We start from the raw sequence: 21,744 nt of genomic DNA, 5'->3' as shown, positions 1-21,744 counted from the left end.
CGCGCTCAGCTCGAGACCACGTACTCCAGGATCCGGCCGTCGACCGTCCCGACCAGCAGTCGTCCGCCCGGCGCGACGGCGAGCGAGAGTGCCGTGGTCGGCGTCCCGTCGACCTCGATCCCGATGCGCCGGCGGACCGTACCCGTGGCGGCGTCCAGTGCGGTCAGGTCGCCGTTGTTGTGGGCGACGTAGACCGTGTCCTCGTCGGCGTCGAGCGCCGTGGCCGGATGATCGGTACGGTGCTGCCAGGCCACAGCACCGTCGAGGGACCGCCGTACGACATAGGCGCCCCCGGGCTGGAGACCCGCTCCGTCATGGACCGCGCCCGCGTACACCAGGGAGCGCCCGGTCTCGGCGGCCGGACCTCCGAAGTGGTGCTCCTGCGGCGCCCAGGAGTGCGGGAGGAGCCGCCGAGTCGTCCCGTCCGCGGCCAGGGACACGATCCACTTGTCCCGGTGCGGTGCGTCCTGTCGCGTACCCACGAGGACGTACGGCCGACTCGCGTGTCTGACCGGGAACGGGTGGTTGAACAGGTCGAAGCGGCCGACCTCGGGCCCCTCCGCACGGTGGTCGAGGTCGAACACCGTCGACGGCACGGCGGAGCGCCGGTGTCCGCGGTCGGACGGCCTCACGACCACCCGGCTGCCGCCCGCCACCAGAACCCCGGACCCCTCCAGACTCAAGGTCTCCAGGACCTCGCCGGTGCCGAGCGCGACGCGGGCGATCCTGGGCGCGTCCCGCTGCCATCGTCCCTCGCGCCGGCGCATGCGGCGTTCGGCGTTGGTCCACACCGAGGTCCCGTCGGCGGCGAAGACCAGCTGGCGGCCGCCTTCCTCGTCCTCGACGGCCCACTCCCGTTCCCCCGACGGCAGCCAGGACTCTACGAGGACTCCGTCGAGCGCGGCCAGCACGCGGCCGTCCGCCCCGCTCTCGACGGCCCACACCCGTCGTCGGGGCGCCCACCGTCGGCCGGCCGCCTCGGCGAGGCCCGCGAGGAGACGGCGGGTCTCCTCCCGGTGATCCGGACGCTCGGCCGGCCGCGCGGGCGCCGCCAACTCCTCGGGGCCGATGTTCCTCGGCCCCACCGCTCCCCAACTGTCGCGCGCGATCACGACCGTGTGCCCCTGCGCGTGAGCGTCGGGGTTCTCCCAGTCGTCGCAAGGCGCCAGGACCAGACACAGTTCCGTCTCACCGTGCCATGCGACGTCGAGCACCTCCCGCCCGTGGGGCAGCGCGGACACCACGGTGCCCGAGTCCAGGTGCAGCAGGAGCAGTTCACCCTCGAAGGAGTAGCCGCCGTCGTAGGACCCCGTCCCGACGGCCAGCAGGGGGAGCGTGGGGTGGAAGGCCAGGGCGTTGACGGGATACCGGGACGCCACCAGGTGTTCGCAGCGCAGGGTGTCCCGGTCGTAGACGCCGATCCGGTCCCCCGTCCAGCGCGAGTCCGCGGTGCCGCTGCCGCTCCACTGCAGATACCCGACGTCCCCGGCCACGGCGATCCTCCGCGAACGGCCGTCGAGCACGGCCACGCAGGGCAGTCCGGTCTCGGCGAAGGGCTCGTCGCCCAGGACACGGCGGAGCAGTGGCAGATCGGTCATGCAGATTTCCTCCGGTGGACGAACGGCAACGACCGCCGCCCCTGGTCCGGAGCGGCGGTCGTTCATGATCCCGTTCTGTCGCCCCGCGCACCATCGGATATCCGTCGGAGCCGCCATGGCGCGCGCCACCTCATCGGAGGGCGGACGCGGACGGACTCCCTGCTCCGGCGCGGCCGCGTGCGCCGAAGGGCCGCGGCGGAACTTACGGCTTGTGGGTCACCCAGAGCAGTTCCGCCGGCCAGCGGTTTGCCCAGTCGGGTGGGTCGGTTTCGTTGTAGCCGTTGGGTGTTCCGAGTGCGGGCCGCGGCTCGATGAGGTCGTCGATGACGAGACCCGCGCCGCGCAGGACCCTGACCCAGTCGCCGTAGGTGAGTTGATAGCTGGTCGCTCCGTCGCCCTCGGCAATCGTGTTCAGCCCGAAGTAGTCCTGCTGCAGCGTCGTGGTCACGCGGCCGGCGGCTTCGTCGTAGCAGGCTTCGAACCATGGACTGGCGACGTTGAACACCAGGCGCCCGCCTCGATTCAGGACGCGTGCCGCCTGCGGGACGGCCAGGTGCGGAGGAGCCCAGCTGAGCCCACCGAAGTCGCAGAACACCAGGTCGAAGCTGTCGGCGGCGAAGGGGAGTTGTTCGGCGGCGCCTTGGACCAACTGATAGCGGGCCGCTCCCATCGTGCGGGCCGCTGCGGCAAGTTGGGCTTCGGAGAGGTCGAACCCGACTACGTCGGCGCCCTCCGCGGCGAGCGCCCTGGACCACTGGCCGGCGCCGCAGCCGAGTTCGAGGACGCGCTTGCCGGTGACGTCGCCCAGGGCGTGCAGGTGCGCGTCGGGGATGGAGTACATGCCCCACAGCCGGGGTTCGGCACCGATGTGCGGGTCGTGCTTGTGCTGGTAGTCGCTGCTGATCCGGTTCCAGAGCCGCCGGTTGGCGGGGGTGCTGTCCACGTCGCGACTCCAGCACCGCCTGCCGGTGGTGGTCAACCCGAGGGGGCACCGGCCGGTTCTCGTCGCCGGTCCGGCCCTGAAGAGGGTGAGCTTCGCCGGGTTCAAGGACACCCGCTCAACGGGTAGCCGTGCACCAGCCATGCACAAGCCCCCGGACCGCGCCGTCGCCGTCCGGGGGCTGCACCTACGTCACCCGGCGGCTGCGGTTTCGGCGAGCTTCTGGAATTGGCCGAGGTCGTAGTTGGCCAGGACGGAGTCGAGGTTGGTGAGCGCGCCCACGTGCTCCACGAATCCCTTCGGGTCGTACTCGATCTGCAAGCTGATGCGACTCGAGGTGTCGCTCAGCCGGTGGAACGTCACGACGCCTGCGTGGTGGACGCCCTGGGTGGTGTGCCAGGCGATCCGCTCCTGCGGGATCGCCTTGGATCGACGCGCGGACGGCGACGAATCGGCGCAACCCGGCTACCCAGGCACGTGCGTCCCATACGGCGCCGATCCGGGGAAGGCGGTCCAGCCGGGACCCGTCGCCACACGCCTGGGCTGTTCACAGGCGCCGCCCCGGGACGCCGTACCGGACGAACCGCGCCGGGCCCTGAGCAGACGTGGGCACCACCGCCGCCGGCAAGGTCTTCCCGTGGGATCTCGCAGCGGCCGGCACGGTGACGCCGACCCGGAGCCGTCGCCGCTCACGCTGATCAGCCTGTCCGATGGCCGGATGGGCGTAGTCTTCGGCGGGGCGGACAGCACTGAGCCCGGCGCTCGTGGCGAACGCCGGGCTCGGACATGCAGCGTCTACTTGGGCCTGACGGCGTCCTTGGCCTTCTCCTTGGCCTCGCGGAGATCGCCCTTGGACTCCTCGGCCTGTCCCTTCGCCTTCAGCGACTCGTTGCCGACCGCGCCGCCGACGACCTTCTTGGCCTTGCCTTCGACCTGCTCGCCCTTGGCCTGTGCCTTCTCGTCCGCAGCCACAACCACTCACCCTGTCTCACTGGACGTCAATACGCTTCTTCGTGTCACCCCGCTTTTCCCTTCCAAACCCGATTCCATGGCAGGTCACTTCACAGCCTCGACCTCGGTAGGCAAGACATAAAATCGGCAGGAATGAAGAGGTGACGGCCGGGCACACGAGGCGGCGGAGGTTGATAACTATGGTTCCCATTCTTCTCGTTCTTCTGCTCGCCCTGATCCTCTTCGGCGCCGGTTTCGCGCTGAAGGCCCTGTGGTGGATCGCTGTCATCGTGCTGGTGGTGTGGGCTCTCGGATTCGTGATCCGACCCGCGGGCAGCGGCGGCAGGCGCGGCCGGTGGTATCGCTGGTAAGCACGCCTGACCAGCGCATCGACGTGGGTGGGTCCCGGAGCCATGGCTCCGGGACCCACCCACGTTTCACGTACCTGCCACCGCGGAGGCGAGAGCGACGGGTCGCGTGAATCCGTTGCATCGGGGTAGTCGGGGACCACGGCCGGAGGTCGCCGTGACGCCAGGAACCATGACCTCCAGCACGGCCCCTCCGGCCGCCGGCATTTCCGCGACGCGAATGTGTGCGGACTTCATTCGGGGCACACGGCATTCCGGTCAAGCGTCACGCATTCGACGACGGTTGAAAGATCCAGCTCAACCACCGGGAGACGAATTCCGAGGAGCCGACCGAGCGGAAGGTCTACGTCGACCTCGCGCCTGTCGGCTGGGCTCGCCGCATCCCTCCCAGCACACTTGATGATCCGTCAGAACGTTTACACTGCGCCGCCTTTGTCAGCCGTTCGGTGGGCTGTCAGTCTGAGGGCCCCCCAACGCGTGCTTCCGCCTCGACCCGGCGGAAGGGGCGGAAGCACGCGGATTCGAGTGATGAAGGAGTGGGCGCGATGAGCCACGTTGCCGACGGCGTTCGCTGGCGGGATCCCAAACGCGTGTGGTGGCCTTTGGCGCTCGCCGTTCCGACTCTGCCCTGGCAGGCAGGAGCCCTCGTGCACCTCACCGGTGTGACGGTGTTCTGGTGGTGGGGGCCGTTCTTCGCGTTCGCGCTGGTGCCGTTGTTCGATCTGGTCACCGGTGCCGACGGAAGGAATCCGCCGGAGGAGGTCGTGGAGCGCCTGGAACGGGACCGCTACTACCGCTGGTGCACCTATCTGTATCTGCCGCTGCAGTTCGCGTCCCTGTTCTGGGCGTGTGCACAGTGGTCCGGAGGCGGCCTGGGCATCGTCGGCTCGATCGGACTGGCCGCCACCACCGGGGTGGTGGCGGGCGTCGCGATCAACACGGCCCACGAACTGGGGCACAAACGGGAGCATCTGGAGCGCCGGCTCAGCCGCCTGGCACTCGCCCAGAGCTGTTACGGGCACTTCTACGTCGAGCACAACCACGGTCACCACATACGCGTAGCGACACCGGAAGACCCCGCCAGCTCACGGATGGGCGAGAGTTTCTGGGCCTTTCTGCCCCGCACGGTCATGGGCAGTCTGGGCTCCGCCTGGTCGCTGGAGCGGCGTCGACTCCAGCGCCGAGGGCGGCGCACATGGAGCAGACACAACGACGTCCTGTCCGCCTGGGCGGTGTCCGTGGCCGTTTTCGCTGCGCTGAGCACCGTGTTCGGCCTTGTGGTGCTGCCCTATCTGCTGTTGCAGGCGGTGCTCGGGATCGGCCTGCTGGAATCGGTCAACTACCTCGAACACTACGGCCTGTTGCGCCAACGTCGTCCTCACGGCCGCTACGAGCGGGTCGCCCCTCGGCACAGCTGGAACAGCAACAACACGGTCAGCAACCTGTTCCTCTTCCAGCTTCAGCGGCATTCCGACCACCACGCCAACCCGCTGCGCCGCTACCAGACCCTGCGCCACTTCGACGAGGCCCCGCAGCTCCCTGCCGGCTACGCGGCGATGATCGTCCTCGCCTGGGCCCCACCACTGTGGCGCCGAGTCATGGACCCACGGTTGCTGGCCCATTACGACGGCGACGCGAGCCTCACCAACACCAGGAAGCCACGGGGGTCCGCGCCAAACCCCCATCTCGCGGGGTCGGTGGCCCAGCCTGGTCAGTAGATGGTCGCCTGGCCCGGTGCTGTGGTCGGATGGAAGATGGCGATCGGGATTTCTGCTGTGTCCGTGATGATCCATGGATGTGAGACATATGTCTGCTGGATGTAGGACATGCCTGGGGCGAGTTGCGTGTAGAAGGTGCGGGAGCCCTGGTAGTCGAGCCAGCAGATTCGTACGGCCTGTCTGCGCAGGTTGACGAACTCGATCTGGGTGGAGATGTCAGCGTCCGTGGAACGAAGTGTCTGCTCTTCCGCCGGTGACAGCGGAGGAAGCGGAGCCCAACCCGCCGGACGCTGGACCGTTGGCGGGGGCGTCAACTGGACGAGGTCGCCGGTGAGTGCACGGAGGGTGTCGCGCACGTAGGCCGCGGATGCGGGTCGGCCGGCGACGTCCTTGGTCAGCAGATCCAGGACCAGCCGTTCGAGCTCGGCGGGGATGTCGGGCCGGAGATCTGTGAGGCGTGGCGGGGGCTGCGTGAGGTGCTGGCGCATGAGGCTGGGAAGTGACGGGCCAGGGAAGGGCGGCCGTCCGACAAGCAGCGCGTGCAGGGTGGCGCCGAAGGAGTACAGGTCGCCGGCCGGAGTGGCGTCCTTGCCTTCGTACTGCTCGGGTGCCATGTAAGCGGGGGTACCGAGCATGCCGCCGGGCGCGGTGCCGCCTGTGGTGGCATCGGCGTAGCGGGCTATCCCGAAGTCACAGATCTTCACCCCGCCGTCGGACAATTCCATCAGGTTGGCCGGCTTGATGTCACGGTGCACGACCCCCTTGCGGTGTGCGTAGTACAGAGCATCCGCCACCGGCGCCATCAACTGCGCCACGCTGACGACCGGCAGACCAGTTGGGCTGGCCTCGATCAGCGTCTGGAAGTCGGTGCCGGCCAGCAACTCCATCACGAAGAACGGGTGCCCTTGATGTTCTCCGATGTCGTACACGACGGTAATGCCGACATGCTGCAACCGGGCGCCCGTACGCGCTTCCCGCCTTGGCCGATCCGTACCTCCAGCAGGTACTTGCCGGCCAGCAACTCCCCCTGGTGCACCCTCAACCCCTTCCCGCACCACACGCACGATCACGCGACGACCCTCGGCCCACTTCAGACCAGATCATTTCACTATGCAGGGAGCCGGCACCGGCCCGGCGCAGCAGTATCTACTCGGGACGGTCTTCGGCGAGGCGGTTGTGTCGATGCCGACGAGGGAGTGGGCCGGCACGGTCGGCAGTGCGGTCGCAGGACGAGCGGTGGGTTGTGAATCTGGCGCGGCCCGGCAGTCGTATGCGCGCGAGTGCCGTCAGCGGCCCTGCCCGAGCCCACCGCACAGGGAACATCCCCGCGGCAGAACCTGGCGGTGAGGCGCCCGAAAACCAGTGGAGCAGCGCCGCCGTGTGCCCTTACCGTGCTGCCGAGCCAAGTCGTCTAGGCAAGGACGTGCCGTTGTACACCCTGTGAGACCCCCCGAGTGCTGATCTGTCGCGCGTCGCGCCTGTGCGCCGCGCTGCTTTTTGCTGCGGACTTCTCACTGAAACCGGTGTACTTCTGTGCTCAATGTCTGGGTGGTCATGCCCACCTGCCTGCCGACCGTTCTCCGCCGTTGCCCCGCGTGCGCGTCCAACCGTTTCCGGGCGAACGGCAAATTCCGCGTCAACGCACACCACAAGCTCCTCGACGCCTGGCTCCTCGTGCTCTGCACCGCTTGCGGCGACACGGCAAAGCTCACGGTCCTGGAACGGGTGAACGTGCGCTCCGTACGACCTGATCTGCTCGACCTGATGCACAACAACGACCCCGGCCTCGCGGCCGAGTTGCTCCAGGATCCAGTCGTGCAGCGCCGCAATCGCATAGCCCTCGACTGGGACAACGCCTGGCGCCTCGACACCGGCGGATCGGATCACCTGGACCGCGAGGTGATCGACGTGTCGGTCCGCTTCGCGGCACGGATCCCGGTCCGACCGGTGCGACTGATCTCTCAAGGGTTCGGTGTTTCGCGGGCCGAGGTCGAGCGACTGATCACGGAGGGCACACTCGTTTCGGCAGTCCGGCTGAGCGGCAGACTCTCCTGCGACTTCACCTTCACGCTCAAGCGCTGAGCCCTCACTCGAGGGTGCCAACACGTCCCGCCCGCCGCATTGCCGCATGTATCGATATTCGATAGATTTCCATCGTAGATCGATGGAGGATGAGGCATGGGAAAGCTGACAGTGCGCGCGTTGCGCGCCGTGCTCGTGATGGTGCTCACCGGCAGCGTGTTCGTTCAGGCGTTGATGCTGTGGGCGTTGGTCAGCGGGAATGACCCCGAGGACGGGTCGCTCCCGCTGACCCCACTGCGTGTCGTCACGATCCTGGGCATCGGGGCGGCGCAGGTCGCCCTGGTCTGCGTATGGCGACTGGTCACGATGGTGCGCCGCGGAACCGTCTTCTCCCACGGTGCCTTCCGGTACGTGGACGTCATCATCGGCGCGATCGTCGCGGCTGCGCTCGTGTGGTTCGCGGTCACGGCCCTGAACGCGCCCGGCCAGCGGGACGATCCTGGAGTGACCCTCATCATGGCCGGAATCGGCTTGGCCATCCTGGGAGTTGCGCTCATCGTGCTCGTTCTGCGGACGCTGCTCGCCCAGGCCGTCGACCGTGACGTCGAAGCGGCCCAGATGCGAGCGGACCTGGACGAGGTCATCTGATGCCGATCGCCGTCGACATCGACGTGATGCTGGCCAGGCGCAAGATGTCCGTGGGCGAACTCGCAGACCGGATCGGGATCACACCCGCCAACCTGGCCGTACTCAAGAACGGGCGCGCCAAAGCAGTGCGCTTCACGACGCTTGCCGCGCTCTGCGAAGTGCTGGACTGCCAACCGGGTGACCTCTTGCGCTGGGAGGCCGAGGAGGGCACGGGCTCAGGCCCCCTGGACCGTCTGGCCGAGGTGCCCGACTCCTGACCGCTGTCCCAGCGTTGACGGCCCGACTTGTGCCCGTAGCCGAAGCGTGGCCGGCGCCACGAGACTGTGCGCACCGACCCCGTCTCGTCCCGCCGTCAGCCAGCGAACGCCGCCGCCCGCTCCGCATGTAGCTGTTCGCTCGGGCGACGCTCAGTGGGCGAGGTTCCACTCCAGCGAGGGGCGTGCGTTGCGTGCCAGGGTGTGGGCGAAGTCGGGCCACCAGGCACCGGCCGGCGGGTCCTCGACCCCTCCGTACTCGGGGTCGCCCGGTCCAGGGGTTCCGCGGTGGCACGTTCCGTCGGACTCTCCGATGATCTTCACGTAGAGATAGGCGTCCGCGAGCGGTCGGCCGGTGTCGGCGGTGGGACGGACACCGACTCCGCGGCCCGGCGCGTTGCACCAGTGTTCGTCGTCCGTGTACTTGTCGGGTGCGGTCCAGGCCCCCAGGCCGTTGCGGCTGGTGTCGAGGACGTAGTGGGTGAGTTGGTCGGCGGGGACGGTTCCGACGTGGCTGTCGTACCAGGCGTCGGACCAGTGCCAGGTGCTGGGATCTTCGAAGGTGACCGAGTTTCCGGGCTTGCCGTCGTTGGGTGCCGACGCCGAGTAGTACTGGCCGGCGCAGTCGGTCGCACGGCTCTCCGCGGTGCCGGTGCCGCCGTGGGTTGCGTAGTGGATGCACTTGGACACCCATGTCGCGTACTGGTTGAGCTGGTCGGTGGGCTGATAGTTGGACACGTTGAGGGCGACGCCCTGCGCGCTGTCCGCACCCGCCGCGAGCAGGCGCTGTGTGATGACGCCCGGGGACTGCCAGTTACTCGTGCCCCCGTCGACGTAGACGGAGGTGGACGGCCGGCGTTCGAGCGTCTTGATCGCCGATTTGATACTGCTCAGGCGTTCGGCGGTACGCGCTCCGTCGGGATCGGCGCCGTTGCCGCAGTCCCGGGGCAGCAGCGCGAGTCCGTCGGGTTCGACGATGGTGAGCGCCTTGCCGTCGCCGATCCCGCCGGCCACCGCCCGCACCCAGGCGTCGTAGGCCGCGGCACTGGCCGCTCCCCCGCTGGAATAGTTGCTGCAGTCCCGGCCCGGGACGTTGTACAGAACGAGGACCGGGACCGTGTGGGTCGCCTTCGCGGCGCGCATGATGCCCCGGACCTTCGTGCGCACCTGCCGCGGGGTTCCTTCGGTGAGCCAGAAGGACTCGGGCCACGAGGCCAGCTTGGCCATGTTCCGCGCGTCGGCGAGGTGGCCGGCGCGGAGATCGGCGACCGCCTGTCGGGCCGCCTTGCTGTTCGGGTCCACGTAGAAGCGTGTGCTGTGGGCCAGTTGATGGCCGTTCACGGGGCGCGGAGTGGCCGTGGCCTGTGGGGTCAGGCCGGCCACCGCGACGGCGGCACAGGCCAGTACGGCCAGTCGGCGTATGGGTTTGACACGGCTCATGAAGGTGCTTCTCCCTTGTCGGGGGGATCCTGCGGTCCGGGCAGGACGCGGGCGATGACGCGGGACGGTGAAGAGGGGCGTGCCGTCCACGGTGGCCATGGAGCTGGAGGTGGTCCCGTGCGGGCGTCTTCCAGGTGGGGGTGACGGGGCCCGAGGTCGGCGTCGGTGGGCCGACCTGTTTTGGGAGCGCTTCCTGATGTGCAGGATGGCCAGGGGGGTGACAGCATGTCAAGCAGATCGACGCCAACTGTTCGAGAATTGAACGCTGTTGGTACGGATCAGCGGACGGCGCGGACGCGGACCGGGGCTCGGTTCACGACACGGAAGGCTGCCCGGAGTACATCGCGCACCACACTTCCCGAGCCACTTCTCCCTGGATGTCCGGCTCTCTGCCTGTGTCCGCCCAACGCCCACGAGCCGACCGGAGCGCCTCGGGCTCTTCATGCAATGAATCCGGCGTTGGCGAGTTCCTGGCCTCAATTCCCGCCTTCCGAAGGAAGCTTCATCGGCCGTCATGACCGGCTACGCGTGGGCTGGCGAGCCGTCTTCGATGCCTGTGTCCAAGAACTGGAAGCGCTGCCAGTTGTGACGTGAATACACGCTTGAACGACAAGAACATCCCGCCTCCCGAGCGGGGTTCGCCGACGACGCTCCTGCCGACAGAAGCGCAGTTCAGGCCCTACAGAACGCCTGCGACCGGCGGATTTCCGGGACTTCGGCGTCCCGTCACCCATCCCGCGCACCCCTTGACAGGTTCTTCATAGCGGCCCATCTTCTTGGGAGCGCTCCCAAGTTTGAGCCGCCGAGCAGGAATCCGCCTGACGGGCCGGAGCCCGCGTATCCGGTCGTACCTTGCCACTGACGGAGACACCCATGAGTACGGAGCAGCGCTCCGCCCTGCCCGATCCACGTGTCGGGACATCCCCTGCAGCCCTCGACCTCCCGACCGATTTCCTGTGGGGAGCCGCGACTTCCGCCTACCAGATCGAGGGTGCCGCGGCACTGGACGGTCGCACCGCGTCCATCTGGGACACCTTCAGCCACACCCCCGGCGCCATCGAGAACAACGATCACGGTGACGTGGCCTGCGACCACTACCACCGCATGCCGGAGGATGTCGCTCTCTTACACGAACTGGGCCTGGACGCCTACCGGTTCTCACTGTCCTGGCCGCGCGTCCAACCGGGCGGACGCGGACCGGCCAACGCCAAGGGGCTCGACTTCTACGACCGGCTCGTCGACGAGCTGCTCGGTCGTGGCATCGCCCCCTGGGCGACGCTCTACCACTGGGACCTGCCGCAGGAGCTCGAAGACGCCGGCGGCTGGTCGGCCCGTGACACCGCCTACCGGCTGGCGGACTTCGCCGAGCTCGCCGCCGGACGCCTCGGCGACCGGGTCCGCCATTGGATCACCCTCAACGAACCTTTCTGCTCAGCGGTGCTGGGCTACCACCTCGGCTGCCACGCACCGGGACGCACACACTTCCCCTCCGCCGTGCGCGCCGTGCACCACCTGCTCCTCGGCCACGGCCTGGCGGCCCAGCGCATCCGAGCCGCCGCCTCTCGCCATGCCCGGGTGGGGATCACGTTCAACCCGTCCCAGGTGTACGCCGCCGGCACGGAACCCGCGGACCTGGCGGCGGCACATCAGGCCGACGGCATGGGCCGACGTCTCTACCTCGACCCGGTCCTGCTGGGGCGCTACCCCACCGACGTCACGGAGGAACTCGACCGCCGGGGCGCCCCTCTGCCCGTGCGCGGCGGAGACCTGGGTGTCATCGCCCAGCCGCTCGACTTCCTCGGAGTCAACTACTACTTCAGCGACACCATCGCCGCGGGCGACACCAAGGAACCGCGGCGTGTTCCGCGGACCGACCTGCCCCTGACGGCGATGCCATGGGAGATCCACCCACAGGGCATGACCGACCTGCTCGTCGGAATCCACCGCGACTACCCGGCTCCGCCGATCTACGTGACCGAGAACGGCGCTGCCTTCGACGACAGCACGTGCGACACCGACGCCGAGGGCAGGCTGCAGGACACCCGACGCACCGCCTACCTCGCCGACCACCTGGCCGCCGTGGCGCGGGCCCGGGCGCAAGGTGTCGACGTCCGGGGTTACTTCGCCTGGTCGCTGATGGACAACTTCGAATGGGCCTACGGATACGGCAAGCGCTTCGGAATCGTCCACGTCGACTTCGCGACCCAACAGCGCAGGCTCAAGCACAGCGCGCTCTGGCTGAGCCGGACGGCACGGGCCACCCGGGCACGCTGACCACCCGCGACGCCCATCTCCTCGTCACGTCACCTCGCGTCACCGCACAGCGCCCGCATCGCGGGAACGGCAGCCTCCCGCCGTCAACTGGGAGCGCTTCCAAACATCCACGAGAAAGCCCTGGGAGGCTTCCCATGCACATCGCACGAGCCGCGAGAAGCAATCTCGTCCGGCTGGGTGCCGTCACCCTCGCCTCGGTCCTGCTCGCCGCCTGCGGGTCGGGATCGACCGGAACCGGCCAGAGCAACGGCGAAGTCACGCTGAGCATCGACCTGTTCGGCACCTTCGGGTTCAAGGAGGCCGGACTCTACAAGGAGTACGAGAAGCTCCACCCGAACATCACCATCAAGCAGACCGACACCGAGCAGGAACAGAACTACTGGAAGTCCTTGCAGACCCGCCTCGCGGGTGGCGGCGGACTCGCCGACATCCAGGGCGTGGAGATCGGCCGCATCACCTCCGTCGCCCAGCTGCAGAGCGACAAGTTCGAGGACCTCGACGCGTACGGAGCGGCCAAGCTCAAGAAGAACTTCACCGCCTCCAAGTGGGGAGCGGCCACCGCCAAGAACGGCGCGGTGGTCGGTCTGGGCACCGACAACGGCCCCGAAGCGATGTGTTACCGCACCGACCTCCTCAAGAAGGCCGGTCTGCCCACCGACCGGGACGAACTCGCCAAGCGCTGGGCCACCTGGCAGGGGTACATCGACCTCGGCCGGCAGTACAAGAAGAACGCCCCCGGCAAAAGCGCCTGGATCGACAGCGTGCGCAGCATCTACACCAATGTCGCCGGCCAGTCCAAGGAGCGCTACTACGACCCCTCAGGGAAGCTGATCTGGGAGACCAGCCCCACCGTCAGGCAAGCCTGGGATCTGTCCGTCGAGGCCGCGCATGCGGGTCTGAGCGGCTCGCTCGACCAGTGGTCACCCTCCTGGAACCAGGCGTTCGCGGCCGGATCCTTCGCCACCCTGCCCTGCCCGGCGTGGATGCTGGGCTACATCAAGGGCCAGGCGGGCAAGAGCGGTGCCGGAAAGTGGGACGTCGCCAAGCTGCCCGGCCGGGCCGGCAACTGGGGCGGCTCCTACCTCTCCATTCCCAGGATGAGCCCGCACAAGAAGGAAGCCTACGAGCTGATCAAGTGGCTGACCGCCCCGGAACAGCAGACCAAGCTGTTCCAGAAGGTCGGCAACTTCCCTTCCAGCATCCCCGCCATCGAGAAGGTGGCGGACACCAAGGACCCGTACTTCTCGAACGCGCCGATCGGCCGGCTCTTCGGCACCGCCGCGGAACAGGCACCCGTCCAGATCCTCGGCGTGAACGACCAGGATGTGCAGGAGCAGATCGCCAAGGCCCTGTTCGAAGTGGAGCGCAAGGGGACGAGTTCCAGCGCCGCGTGGGGCAACGCGAGGAAGGGCGTCCAGAACGCCATCGGCTGACCCGCGACCCGACGCCCGACGCACGCCCCCGTGTTGCTCCGGCCCCGGCTCCGCACTCCCGCGGGTGAGCCGCCCAAGAGTGCTCGCCTCCCGCACCCCCGTCCGAAGGACCACCCCCATGACTCTCGTCGCACCGGCGCCCGGCGCCCGTCCGTCACCGCCGGCCCCGGCCCCCGCTCGCCGGGCTCTGCGCGCCCTCTCCCCGTACGGCTACATCGCTCCCTTCTTCACCCTCTTCGCCGCGTTCGGCCTCTTCCCCCTGCTGTACACCGCGTACATCTCGTTCTACAAGGTCGAGTTGCAGACACCCGGTGACAAACTCTGGCGCGGCTGGAGCAATTACACCGCCGTGTTCGACGACCCGTTCTTCTGGACGGCCCTGCGCAACACCTTCACGCTGGGTGCGCTGTCGACGATTCCCCAGCTCATGCTCGCTCTGGGGCTGGCTCACCTGCTCAACTACAAGCTCCGTGGCCGGACCCTCTTCCGCACCGTGATGCTGCTGCCCTACGCCACCTCGGTCGCCGCGGCAACCCTGGTCTTCGCGCAACTCTTCGGGCACGACTTCGGGCTCGTCAACTATGCGCTGTCCCTCGTGGGGATCGGTCCGGTCGACTGGCAGACCGGCACATGGACCTCGCAGACCGCCGTGTCCTGCATCGTCATCTGGCGCTGGACCGGCTACAACGCCCTCATCTTCCTGGCGGGCATGCAGTCCATTCCCGCCGACCTGTACGAAGCCGCCGAGATGGACGGCGCCTCCCGTTGGCGCCAGTTCTTCCATGTGACGCTGCCCGGACTGCGTCCCACGATCGTCTTCGCCGTCATCATGTCCACCATCGGCGCCACCCAGCTCTTCGGCGAACCGCTGCTCTTCGAGGGTTCCGCGTCCGGGGGCATCAGCCATCAGTACCAGACCCTCGGCCTCTACATGTACGAGCAGGGCTGGTCCTTCTTCCACCTCGGGCGCGCCGCCGCGATCGCCTGGGTGATGTTCCTGCTCATCCTGCTGCTCGTCGGGCTCAACGCCCTGCTCACGCGCCGCCGTCCGGCCAAGGAGACCGCCCGGTGACCACCACTCTCACAGACACCCGACGGGCTCCCGCGAACGGGGCGCCGGCCGTGAACCGGCCGACCACCCGGCGCCGCAAGCGCGCAGGCCGCACGATGCACGCGGGCCGTCTCACCTACGCGTTCCTCGTCCTGGCGACGCTGACGTCGATGTTCCCGCTGTACTACACGCTCGTCGCGGCGAGCCGGTCCAACGCCGACATCGCGCGTGTCCCTCCCGTGCTGTGGCCCGGCCCGAATCTCCTGCACAACTTCCAACAGGCTTTGCAGCAGGCGGACATCGGCAGGGCTCTGCTCAACTCGCTGATCGTGTCCTCGTCGATCACGGTGGGCACCGTGCTGTGCTCGACGCTGGCCGGCTTCGCCTTCGCCAAGCTGCGTTTCCGCGGCCGCAACGCACTGCTGGCCTTCACCGTCGGCACGATGATGATCCCGCCGCAGCTCGGGGTCATCCCCCTCTTCATGGTCATCGCCAAGCTGCAGTGGGCGAATCAGCTTCAGGCCGTCATCCTGCCCAGCCTCGTCTCCGCCTTCGGCGTGTTCTTCATGCGCCAGTACATCGCGCAGTCCCTGCCCGACGAACTGATCGAGGCCGCCCGGGTCGACGGAGCCTCGACCTCACGCATCTTCTGGACGATCGTCATTCCCGTCGCCCGTCCGGCCATGGCCGTCCTCGGACTGCTCACGTTCATGACCGCCTGGAACGACTTCTTCTGGCCCATCATCGCCCTGTCCTCCCAGGAACCCACCGTGCAGGTCGCCCTTCGCCAGCTCGGCGGCGGCTATGTCCAGGACCAGTCCGTCATCATGGCCGGCACCCTGCTGGGCACCCTTCCGGTGCTGGTCGTCTTCGGTCTGCTCGGGCGTCAGATCGTCGGAGGCATCATGCACGGAGCCGTCAAGGGCTGAGGCGTCAAAGCTTAGCCGTCAAAGCTGAGGCACCAGACGGCTGAGGCGTCAAAGGCTGAGGCGTCAGAGCGTCCTCGTGTCCGTTGCTCGCGGCAGGCGGCCCCCGGCCTCCTCCCCGCCGAGGTCGCGCCGGTGCGGCGTCCGCGCCGAGACCGTGCCGATGCGATCGGCGGCTGCCTGCCGCGTGCCGCGGACACGAGGGCAGCGCTGTTCCCAGGGCAGCACTGTTCACGAGGGCGTTGCTCTTCACGAGGGCGCTCGTCAGGTGCTGGATCGCACCACCAGGTGCGAGGGCAGCAGGATCGGGCTGGGATTCTTGCCGCCGATCAGAGCGACCAGCATGCGGGCCATCTCCGTCCCCAAGTCCCGTATGGGCTGATGAACCGTGGTCAGGGCGGGCTGGGCGTTCTGCGCGACGGCCAGATCGTCGAACCCCACCACGGACACGTCCTCGGGCACCGATCGGCCGGCGCCGCGCAGAACCTTCAGCGCCCCGGCCGCCATGTTGTCGTTCGCCGCGAACACGCCGTCCAGATCGGGCTGATGCTCCAGCAGGCGGCTCATGGCGGCCGCGCCGCTCGCCTCCGTGAAGTCGCCGGTCTCGGAGGCCCTGGCCTTGAGTCCGGCCAACAGCAGCGCCTCCCGGTAACCCCGGTGCCGGGCCTGCCCCACCTCGGTGTCCAAGGGGCCGGTGATCGTGACGACGTTGCGTCGCCCCCTCGACAGCAGATGTTCGGTCGCCGCGCGGGCGCCGGCCACGTTGTCGATGTCGACGTACCACTGTGGCGGCGTACCGCCGGGCCGTCCGCCGAAGACCACGGGAGTCGACGCCTTGTCGGCGACCTTGATCAGTGGATCGTCGGCGTGCAATGCCATCATCATCACCCCGTCCACGGCTCCGGACCGCAGCAGCTTCTCCACCCTGGCCCGCCCCCGCTCGGACTCGGCGAGGCACAGCATCAGGTGCAGGTCCCCCTCCTCCAAAGCGGCCGATATCCCCACGATGACCTGGGCGTAGAACGGATCGGCCAGGATCGAAGGGTCCTGGCGTGAGATGACGAGCGCGGCCACCCCGGACTGGCTGGTCGCCAGGGCCCGTGCCTTGGAGTTGGCGACGAATCCCAGGTCGCGCACGGCCCGTTCGACGGCGTCTCGCTTGGCCCGACTGACGTGGGGGGCGTTGTTCAGCACCCTGGAGGCGACGGATCGAGAGACCCCGGCCCGCTCGGCCACCTGGTCGAGCGTCAACCGTCGCGGCGGCAGAGCGTTACCCATGAGGCCCAGGTCCTTTCGAAAGAATCTTGGAAGCCCTCCCATTCTCCACTCATCCAGCCCTTCGAGGCCACAAACTCCCAGGAGACGACCCGGGCCGCCGCCTTCCTCTCGGAAGCCGGCGGCCCGGGTGGCAGGTCTCAACGCGACAGCCGGCGGCGGCCCAGATGCTGCCGCCGCCGACCGTCACCCGGACTACGGGTAGTACGGCGTGTACGTGATCGCCGAGACCTTCAGGTAACGGGCACCGTCCGCCGTCGCCCACGTCGAGGCGTCCGGGTTGCCGGGCCAGTCGCCGCCCACGGCGGTGTTCACGATGAAGTGCATGCCCACACCCGGTGCGGTGGTGTACCACTTCGTACCCGTGATGGTGCCGTCCACGGCGAAGTCGATGTGGTCGGGCCACCACGAGAAGGAGTACGTGTGGAACGCGTTGGTCCAACCGGCGGAGTTGGCCTTCGAGAACTGCGTCTGCGCGTTGTTCGGGTCATGGAACGTCTGGTAGACGGTGTTCGGGTTCTGGCCCACGATCTCCGCGGCGTCGAACTCGGGCAGCCAGGGGTTCAGGTAGGCCGCCCACACGGCGGGGAGCAGTCCCCGGCCGTTCGGCATGCTCGCCGTGAAGCTGTAGGTGCCGTAGCCGTAGAGGGCCTTGGACTCCACCCGGCCCGAGTAGTACTTGCCGTCACTCCCCTTGTACGTCTTGATCACGAGAGTGCTGCCTTCGTACCACACACAGCTGGGCGTGTAGGTCTCCAACTCGTTGTTGGCGGTCCACCGCTGGTTGATCGTGTTCCAGGAGTTCACCGTTTGCGGGGAACCCCACGATGCCGCGTGCGCCGGGTGGGCGGCCAGGGGGAGGAACAGGCAGACCGCCATCAGCGCGACGAGGATCCGGAACGATCTTGCGACTGACACAGGCACGAGAGCTCCTTTGCTCAGCACCAGAATTGGTAGCGCTTCCAGCTCTATCCGGAAGCTGACGGCACCAGTGGATCGAACGCGCTCAACCACCACGCCGATGACCGTGAACATGACACCGCCGTAACGCCGTGTCAACACTCCAGGCTTCATTTGTTGAACAGCGGTCTGCCCTCCCGGGCTCGCCCAGCACCCCGCAACGCGAGATCATTGGCTCAAATGGCCAGCTCAAGGGCGTCTCTTGTGCAGCGCGCCCACGAGTCGAGCAGTGCATCGACTGAGGGGGACCCATCTTGACTTGCATTCGAAATTTGAAGCCAGGCGGACCGCGCGAGGCAGGCGGATGCTCATACACTCCAGCACCACGACAGGACCGGAACGCGCACCGGTGTCCACTTGCCCCTGGGGATCATGGAAGCGCTACCAGTGAAGCGGTCGACTGACACGGGGCCCAGGTTTTCCGTCAGTAGGCGCCCCGCCGTCGCAGGGAGAGCGGGCGCCCGTCGGGATCGACGACGACCCGGTAGAGGGGGTCGGTCAGGGCCCGCGTGAGGCGGGACAGATGCGGCGGGTGATAGGTGCGCAGCCGTCCCGGCGGGCGCGGACCGTGACGGCCGCCGTCGTGCCAGGCGTCCAGTGCGGCGGCCGTTTCGGCGTAGGCCGCGAAGGCGCGGCCCGGGTCGCAGAGTGCGGCCGCCTCCTCGTCCCCTTTCCGGTCAAGGTGTTCGAGATTCAACGACAACCGCAGCTCGCGCGCGAAGACGCGGGCGCCGTCCCCCAGACCCCCGGGGTCCGACGGTTCACGGAGGTCACGGGTCTCGTCGAGGACAGCGCAGCCGAGCTCCGAATCGTGCGTCCAGGAGCGCCGGTTGACGTTGTCGGAACCGACCGCCGCCCAGACGTCGTCGATGACACAGACTTTGGCATGGACGTATACGGGCGTCCCGGCGTGATTCTCCAGGCTGTAGACGGCCACCCGGTCACCGCCGGCCCGCCGCAGGACTTCCAGGGCGCGGATGCGGCCCAGCAGATTCATCGGTGTGCTGATCCGCCCTTGCTGGTCCGGCAGTGGCGGAAGGACGGCGATCATCCGCAGGTCCGGATGATCCCCGAGAGCCCGGGCGAACGGCCGGAGGGCACTCTCCGACCACAAGTACTGGTCCTCCAGGTAGATCAGCCGGCGTGCCCGCCGCAGGGACTTCATGTAGGCGCGGGCGATGCTGCGTTCGCCGTCGGGAGCGAACGGATAACCCTTCAGGCGGTTCGGGTAGGTGCGCAGGACTTGGACCACCTGGGAGCCGCGGGGGTCCGGGTCGGGTTGCTGCGCCGGGAGCGGATCCGCCTGTGTGTCCTCGCCCCTCAGTGCCGCCCGCAGCCGGCTGCGCGGACTGCGACTGAGCGGAGCCGGGTCCGTCCACCGCTCACGGAAGGTGGCCTCGACATCGCCGACGGCGGGCCCGCGCACCGCCAGCTGGATGTCGTGCCAGGGAGGACGGGAACCGTAGGCGTCGGCGATGCGCTGCGCCTGCGGGTCACCCTGATGAGCGGCGTCGTCCCGACGGCTGTGGCACAGATCGATACCGCCGACGAAGGCGACGTCCCGCTCGGGGCGACCCGGGTGGCGCAGCACCACGAACTTCTGATGGTGCGAGCCACCCGGCCGCACCCGCATGTCGAGCAGGCACTCCCCTCCCGCCTCCTCGATCTCCTCACCCAGGTGGTAGTTCTCCTGTTCACTGAACTGGAACCGGTCCAGGTGCGAGCGCCACACCAGCCCCTTCACGACGACACCGCGGCGTGCGGCGTCGCACAACACGTCACCGATGGCGCTCCCCGGGCCGTCCAGCCGCTCGTCAGGGTCACCCCGCCAGTCCGTGAACATCAACAGGTCGCCGGCCCGCTGCGCCCGCACGGCCGCGAGCAGCTCGGCGAAGTACACCGCTCCGTGTACCAGGGGGCGGACGTCGTTGCCCGTGGACCACGCCCCACCGTCGGCATGACGGCAGTCCACCCGCGACGCGGGATTCCCCCGCTGAGCGGGGGTGAGCAGCCAGTCGGCGAGTTCCACGGGGAGTCCTTCCAGCCGACGGTCCTTCCTGGATCTTCCGGTGGATCCGGTACCCCCGAGCGTGCGACCCACGCGCCTACTGCTCCGAACAGCCCTGCGGCGGCCTCCGTTCCCGGACCTGGAGACGGCACGCCCGCCCACGCCGACCTGGGCGGCATCCGCGGTCGAGCACGCCTGCCGGACCGGCACCGTCGCTCGGCGCTTGGCAGGTTCTTGACGCGGCCCGCAGGACTGAGGAGCGAGGACATGGCAATGAGCAGGTGGTGACACGCATAGCAATCGTCGCCCTGACCCTCTTCGCAGGCGTTCTGGCCTCCCTGGCATCAGGTCTCCTCTCGCCCTGGTGGCTGTTCGCCGCAGTGCCTTTCGTCCTGCTGGGTCTGCTGGGCACCGCGGACCTGTTGCAACGCAGGCATTCGGTGTTGCGCAACTATCCCGTCCTCGGCCACGCCCGCTTCCTGATGGAGGCCATCCGCCCGGAGCTGCAGCAGTACTTCATCGAGCGGAACTACGACGGCCGCCCCTTCGACCGGGACGTGCGCAGCATCGTCTACGAACGCGCCAAGGGCACCGAGGCCGAGGAGCCGTACGGCACCGAACGGGACGTGTACGAGACCGGGTACGAGTTCCTGATTCCGTCCATGGCTCCCCGCCCGGTGCCCAAGTCCCCGCCCCGCGTACGGATCGGCGGCCCGGACTGCACGCGGCCCTACGACATGGCCCTGCTCAACGTGTCGGCCATGAGCTTCGGCTCCCTGTCGGCCAACGCGGTCCTGGCCCTCAACGGCGGTGCCGCGGCGGGCGGTTTCGCCCAGGACACCGGCGAGGGCGGGCTGTCGGAGTACCATCTGCGGCCGGGGGGCGACCTCGTGTGGGAGGTCGGCACCGGGTACTTCGGCTGCCGGACCCCGGACGGCGACTTCGACCCGGCCGAGTTCGCCGACAAGGCCGCGCACGACCACGTCAAATGCGTGTCGCTGAAGCTCTCGCAGGGTGCCAAGCCCGGTATCGGCGGTGTGTTGCCGGGAGCCAAGGTGAACGCCGAGATCGCCCGGGTCCGGGACGTGCCCGAGGGACGCACCGTCGTCTCCCCGCCGTACCACCGGGTGTTCTCCACCCCGCGCGAACTCGTCCGCTTCATCGCCCGCATGCGGGAGCTGTCCGGCGGCAAGCCTGCCGGGTTCAAGCTGTGCGTGGGCTCCCGGCGGCAGTTCCTGGCCGTGTGCAAGGCCATGCTGGAGGAAGGCACGACGCCCGACTTCATCGTGGTGGACGGCGCCGAGGGCGGAACGGGCGCGGCCCCGCTGGAGTTCGCCGACCATGTCGGCACGCCTCTCACCGAAGGCCTCCTCACCGTGCACAACGCCCTTGTCGGCACGGGCCTGCGCGACCGGATCAAGATCGGGGCGAGCGGCAAGATCGCCACCGGTAGCGACCTCGTCAAACGCCTGGTGCAGGGCGCCGACTACGGCAACGCGGCGCGGGCCATGATGTTCGCCGTCGGATGCATCCAGGCGCAGCGGTGCCACACCAACACCTGCCCCACCGGCGTCACCACCCAGGACTCGCGCCGGGCCCGCGCCCTGGACGTGCGGGACAAGACGCCCCGGGTGCAGCGCTTCCAGGAGGCGACCGTGGCCGGCGCACTGCAGATCATGGCGTCCATGGGCGTCACCGACCCCGCCGAGCTACGCCCCCACATGCTCCACCGGCGCATCGACCCCGTCACCGAACGCTCCTACGAGGAGCTGTACGAGTGGCTCGAACCAGGGCAGCTGCTCGCCGGGCCGCCGGCTGCCTGGGCGGCCGACTGGAAGGCCGCCGACCCCGACCGTTTCACCGTATGACCAGGAGGAT

18 protein-coding genes and 1 pseudogene are annotated in these 21,744 nt (G+C 68.5%); 10 read left to right on the top strand and 9 right to left on the bottom strand.

Translation table 11 applies throughout. The features are described 5' to 3' along the window. Positions 1 to 5 precede the first annotated feature (5 nt). The 4 genes and pseudogenes from IO36_RS21405 to IO36_RS44710 form a co-directional block, all read right to left on the bottom strand. On the bottom strand, positions 6 to 1,598 hold the full coding sequence (locus IO36_RS21405; RefSeq protein ID WP_037622125.1) for a PQQ-binding-like beta-propeller repeat protein: 1,593 nt from the start codon (positions 1,596 to 1,598) through the stop codon (positions 6 to 8). Positions 1,599 to 1,800: 202 nt separating this feature from the next. Next, positions 1,801 to 2,541, bottom strand: coding sequence for a class I SAM-dependent methyltransferase (locus tag IO36_RS21400; protein WP_037622124.1), 741 nt, complete (start codon positions 2,539 to 2,541; stop codon positions 1,801 to 1,803). 189 nt (positions 2,542 to 2,730) lie between these two features. Continuing rightward, a pseudogene (locus tag IO36_RS21395) lies at positions 2,731 to 2,955 on the bottom strand (SRPBCC family protein); the annotation flags it as partial. A 378-nt stretch (positions 2,956 to 3,333) separates the two neighbouring features. Further along, complete coding sequence (locus IO36_RS44710) at positions 3,334 to 3,510, bottom strand: CsbD family protein (protein WP_078943354.1); 177 nt, start codon at positions 3,508 to 3,510, stop codon at positions 3,334 to 3,336. Between the two features lie 179 nt (positions 3,511 to 3,689). On the opposite strand from IO36_RS44710, the gene IO36_RS21390 reads away from it, so the two are divergent. Continuing rightward, complete coding sequence (locus tag IO36_RS21390; RefSeq protein WP_037622123.1) at positions 3,690 to 3,860, top strand: DUF5670 family protein; 171 nt, start codon at positions 3,690 to 3,692, stop codon at positions 3,858 to 3,860. Between the two features lie 542 nt (positions 3,861 to 4,402). After that, a complete protein-coding gene (locus IO36_RS21385; RefSeq protein ID WP_051900778.1) occupies positions 4,403 to 5,575 on the top strand; it encodes an alkane 1-monooxygenase in 1,173 nt (390 codons plus the stop codon). Here the strand turns inward: IO36_RS21385 and IO36_RS43205 are convergent. Next, positions 5,569 to 6,630: a protein kinase domain-containing protein gene (locus IO36_RS43205; RefSeq protein ID WP_280923742.1), complete on the bottom strand. Its 1,062-nt coding sequence runs from the start codon at positions 6,628 to 6,630 to the stop codon at positions 5,569 to 5,571. The genes IO36_RS21385 and IO36_RS43205 overlap by 7 nt on opposite strands. 478 nt (positions 6,631 to 7,108) lie before the next feature. Here IO36_RS43205 and IO36_RS21375 point away from each other — a divergent pair, with 478 nt between their 5' ends. The 3 genes from IO36_RS21375 (at position 7,109) to IO36_RS21365 (ending at position 8,502) form a co-directional block, all read left to right on the top strand. Continuing rightward, positions 7,109 to 7,657: a DUF1062 domain-containing protein gene (locus IO36_RS21375; protein WP_037622122.1), complete on the top strand. Its 549-nt coding sequence runs from the start codon at positions 7,109 to 7,111 to the stop codon at positions 7,655 to 7,657. A 96-nt stretch (positions 7,658 to 7,753) separates the two neighbouring features. Beyond that, positions 7,754 to 8,245: a DUF2975 domain-containing protein gene (locus tag IO36_RS21370; RefSeq protein WP_037622121.1), complete on the top strand. Its 492-nt coding sequence runs from the start codon at positions 7,754 to 7,756 to the stop codon at positions 8,243 to 8,245. After that, positions 8,245 to 8,502 (top strand): helix-turn-helix domain-containing protein, encoded by a 258-nt coding sequence (locus IO36_RS21365; protein WP_051900774.1) that lies wholly within the window; start codon positions 8,245 to 8,247, stop codon positions 8,500 to 8,502. Before IO36_RS21370 ends, IO36_RS21365 begins: the two co-directional genes overlap by 1 nt. A gap of 150 nt (positions 8,503 to 8,652) precedes the next feature. On the opposite strand, the gene IO36_RS21360 is transcribed toward IO36_RS21365, so the two are convergent. Next, positions 8,653 to 9,939, bottom strand: a complete 1,287-nt coding sequence (locus IO36_RS21360; RefSeq protein WP_037622120.1) for a glycoside hydrolase family 6 protein — start codon at positions 9,937 to 9,939, stop codon at positions 8,653 to 8,655. An 873-nt stretch (positions 9,940 to 10,812) separates the two neighbouring features. Here IO36_RS21360 and IO36_RS21355 point away from each other — a divergent pair. The 4 genes from IO36_RS21355 (at position 10,813) to IO36_RS21340 (ending at position 15,626) form a co-directional block, all read left to right on the top strand. After that, entirely contained in the window at positions 10,813 to 12,213 is a 1,401-nt protein-coding gene (locus tag IO36_RS21355) for a GH1 family beta-glucosidase (protein ID WP_051900772.1), read from the top strand. A 134-nt stretch (positions 12,214 to 12,347) separates the two neighbouring features. Continuing rightward, entirely contained in the window at positions 12,348 to 13,646 is a 1,299-nt protein-coding gene (locus IO36_RS21350) for an ABC transporter substrate-binding protein (protein ID WP_037622119.1), read from the top strand. Between the two features lie 118 nt (positions 13,647 to 13,764). Beyond that, a complete protein-coding gene (locus IO36_RS21345; RefSeq protein ID WP_037622118.1) occupies positions 13,765 to 14,718 on the top strand; it encodes a carbohydrate ABC transporter permease in 954 nt (317 codons plus the stop codon). 95 nt (positions 14,719 to 14,813) lie between these two features. Further along, on the top strand, positions 14,814 to 15,626 hold the full coding sequence (locus IO36_RS21340; RefSeq protein ID WP_078943361.1) for a carbohydrate ABC transporter permease: 813 nt from the start codon (positions 14,814 to 14,816) through the stop codon (positions 15,624 to 15,626). A 261-nt stretch (positions 15,627 to 15,887) separates the two neighbouring features. Here the strand turns inward: IO36_RS21340 and IO36_RS21335 are convergent, their stop codons facing one another. From IO36_RS21335 to IO36_RS21325, 3 genes are all read right to left on the bottom strand, one after another. Then, a complete protein-coding gene (locus IO36_RS21335) occupies positions 15,888 to 16,901 on the bottom strand; it encodes a LacI family DNA-binding transcriptional regulator (RefSeq protein WP_051900770.1) in 1,014 nt (337 codons plus the stop codon). 192 nt (positions 16,902 to 17,093) lie between these two features. Beyond that, positions 17,094 to 17,816 (bottom strand): glycoside hydrolase family 16 protein, encoded by a 723-nt coding sequence (locus tag IO36_RS21330; protein ID WP_245173389.1) that lies wholly within the window; start codon positions 17,814 to 17,816, stop codon positions 17,094 to 17,096. 466 nt (positions 17,817 to 18,282) lie between these two features. After that, positions 18,283 to 19,887 carry a phospholipase D family protein gene (locus IO36_RS21325; RefSeq protein WP_037622115.1) on the bottom strand — a complete coding sequence of 535 codons (1,605 nt, stop codon included), beginning with the start codon at positions 19,885 to 19,887 and terminating at the stop codon, positions 18,283 to 18,285. A gap of 263 nt (positions 19,888 to 20,150) precedes the next feature. Here IO36_RS21325 and IO36_RS21320 point away from each other — a divergent pair, with 263 nt between their 5' ends. Next, the gene (locus IO36_RS21320) at positions 20,151 to 21,734 is read left to right on the top strand and encodes an FMN-binding glutamate synthase family protein (protein WP_037622114.1); all 1,584 of its coding nucleotides are present in this window, start codon (positions 20,151 to 20,153) and stop codon (positions 21,732 to 21,734) included. Positions 21,735 to 21,744 lie beyond the last annotated feature (10 nt).

This window comes from Streptomyces aureus (assembly GCF_000725495.1).
In the GTDB taxonomy this organism is placed as follows: Bacteria; Actinomycetota; Actinomycetes; order Streptomycetales; family Streptomycetaceae; genus Streptomyces; species Streptomyces aureus_B.
Note: the sequence above shows the minus strand (reverse complement) of the source record. Positions and strands in the feature narration are given on the sequence as shown.

Excerpts from the sequence above, each read along its gene's own strand:
- IO36_RS21355 (WP_051900772.1), top strand. The coding sequence starts at position 10,813 with ATGAGTACGGAGCAGCGCTCCGCCCTGCCCGATCCACGTGTCGGGACA.
- IO36_RS21390 (WP_037622123.1), top strand. The coding sequence starts at position 3,690 with ATGGTTCCCATTCTTCTCGTTCTTCTGCTCGCCCTGATCCTCTTCGGC.
- IO36_RS21345 (WP_037622118.1), top strand. The coding sequence starts at position 13,765 with ATGACTCTCGTCGCACCGGCGCCCGGCGCCCGTCCGTCACCGCCGGCC.
- IO36_RS21335 (WP_051900770.1), bottom strand. The coding sequence starts at position 16,901 with ATGGGTAACGCTCTGCCGCCGCGACGGTTGACGCTCGACCAGGTGGCC.
- IO36_RS21350 (WP_037622119.1), top strand. The coding sequence starts at position 12,348 with ATGCACATCGCACGAGCCGCGAGAAGCAATCTCGTCCGGCTGGGTGCC.
- IO36_RS21360 (WP_037622120.1), bottom strand. The coding sequence starts at position 9,939 with ATGAGCCGTGTCAAACCCATACGCCGACTGGCCGTACTGGCCTGTGCC.
- IO36_RS21370 (WP_037622121.1), top strand. The coding sequence starts at position 7,754 with ATGGGAAAGCTGACAGTGCGCGCGTTGCGCGCCGTGCTCGTGATGGTG.
- IO36_RS21405 (WP_037622125.1), bottom strand. The coding sequence starts at position 1,598 with ATGACCGATCTGCCACTGCTCCGCCGTGTCCTGGGCGACGAGCCCTTC.
- IO36_RS21340 (WP_078943361.1), top strand. The coding sequence starts at position 14,814 with ATGCACGCGGGCCGTCTCACCTACGCGTTCCTCGTCCTGGCGACGCTG.
- IO36_RS21365 (WP_051900774.1), top strand. The coding sequence starts at position 8,245 with ATGCCGATCGCCGTCGACATCGACGTGATGCTGGCCAGGCGCAAGATG.
- IO36_RS21385 (WP_051900778.1), top strand. The coding sequence starts at position 4,403 with ATGAGCCACGTTGCCGACGGCGTTCGCTGGCGGGATCCCAAACGCGTG.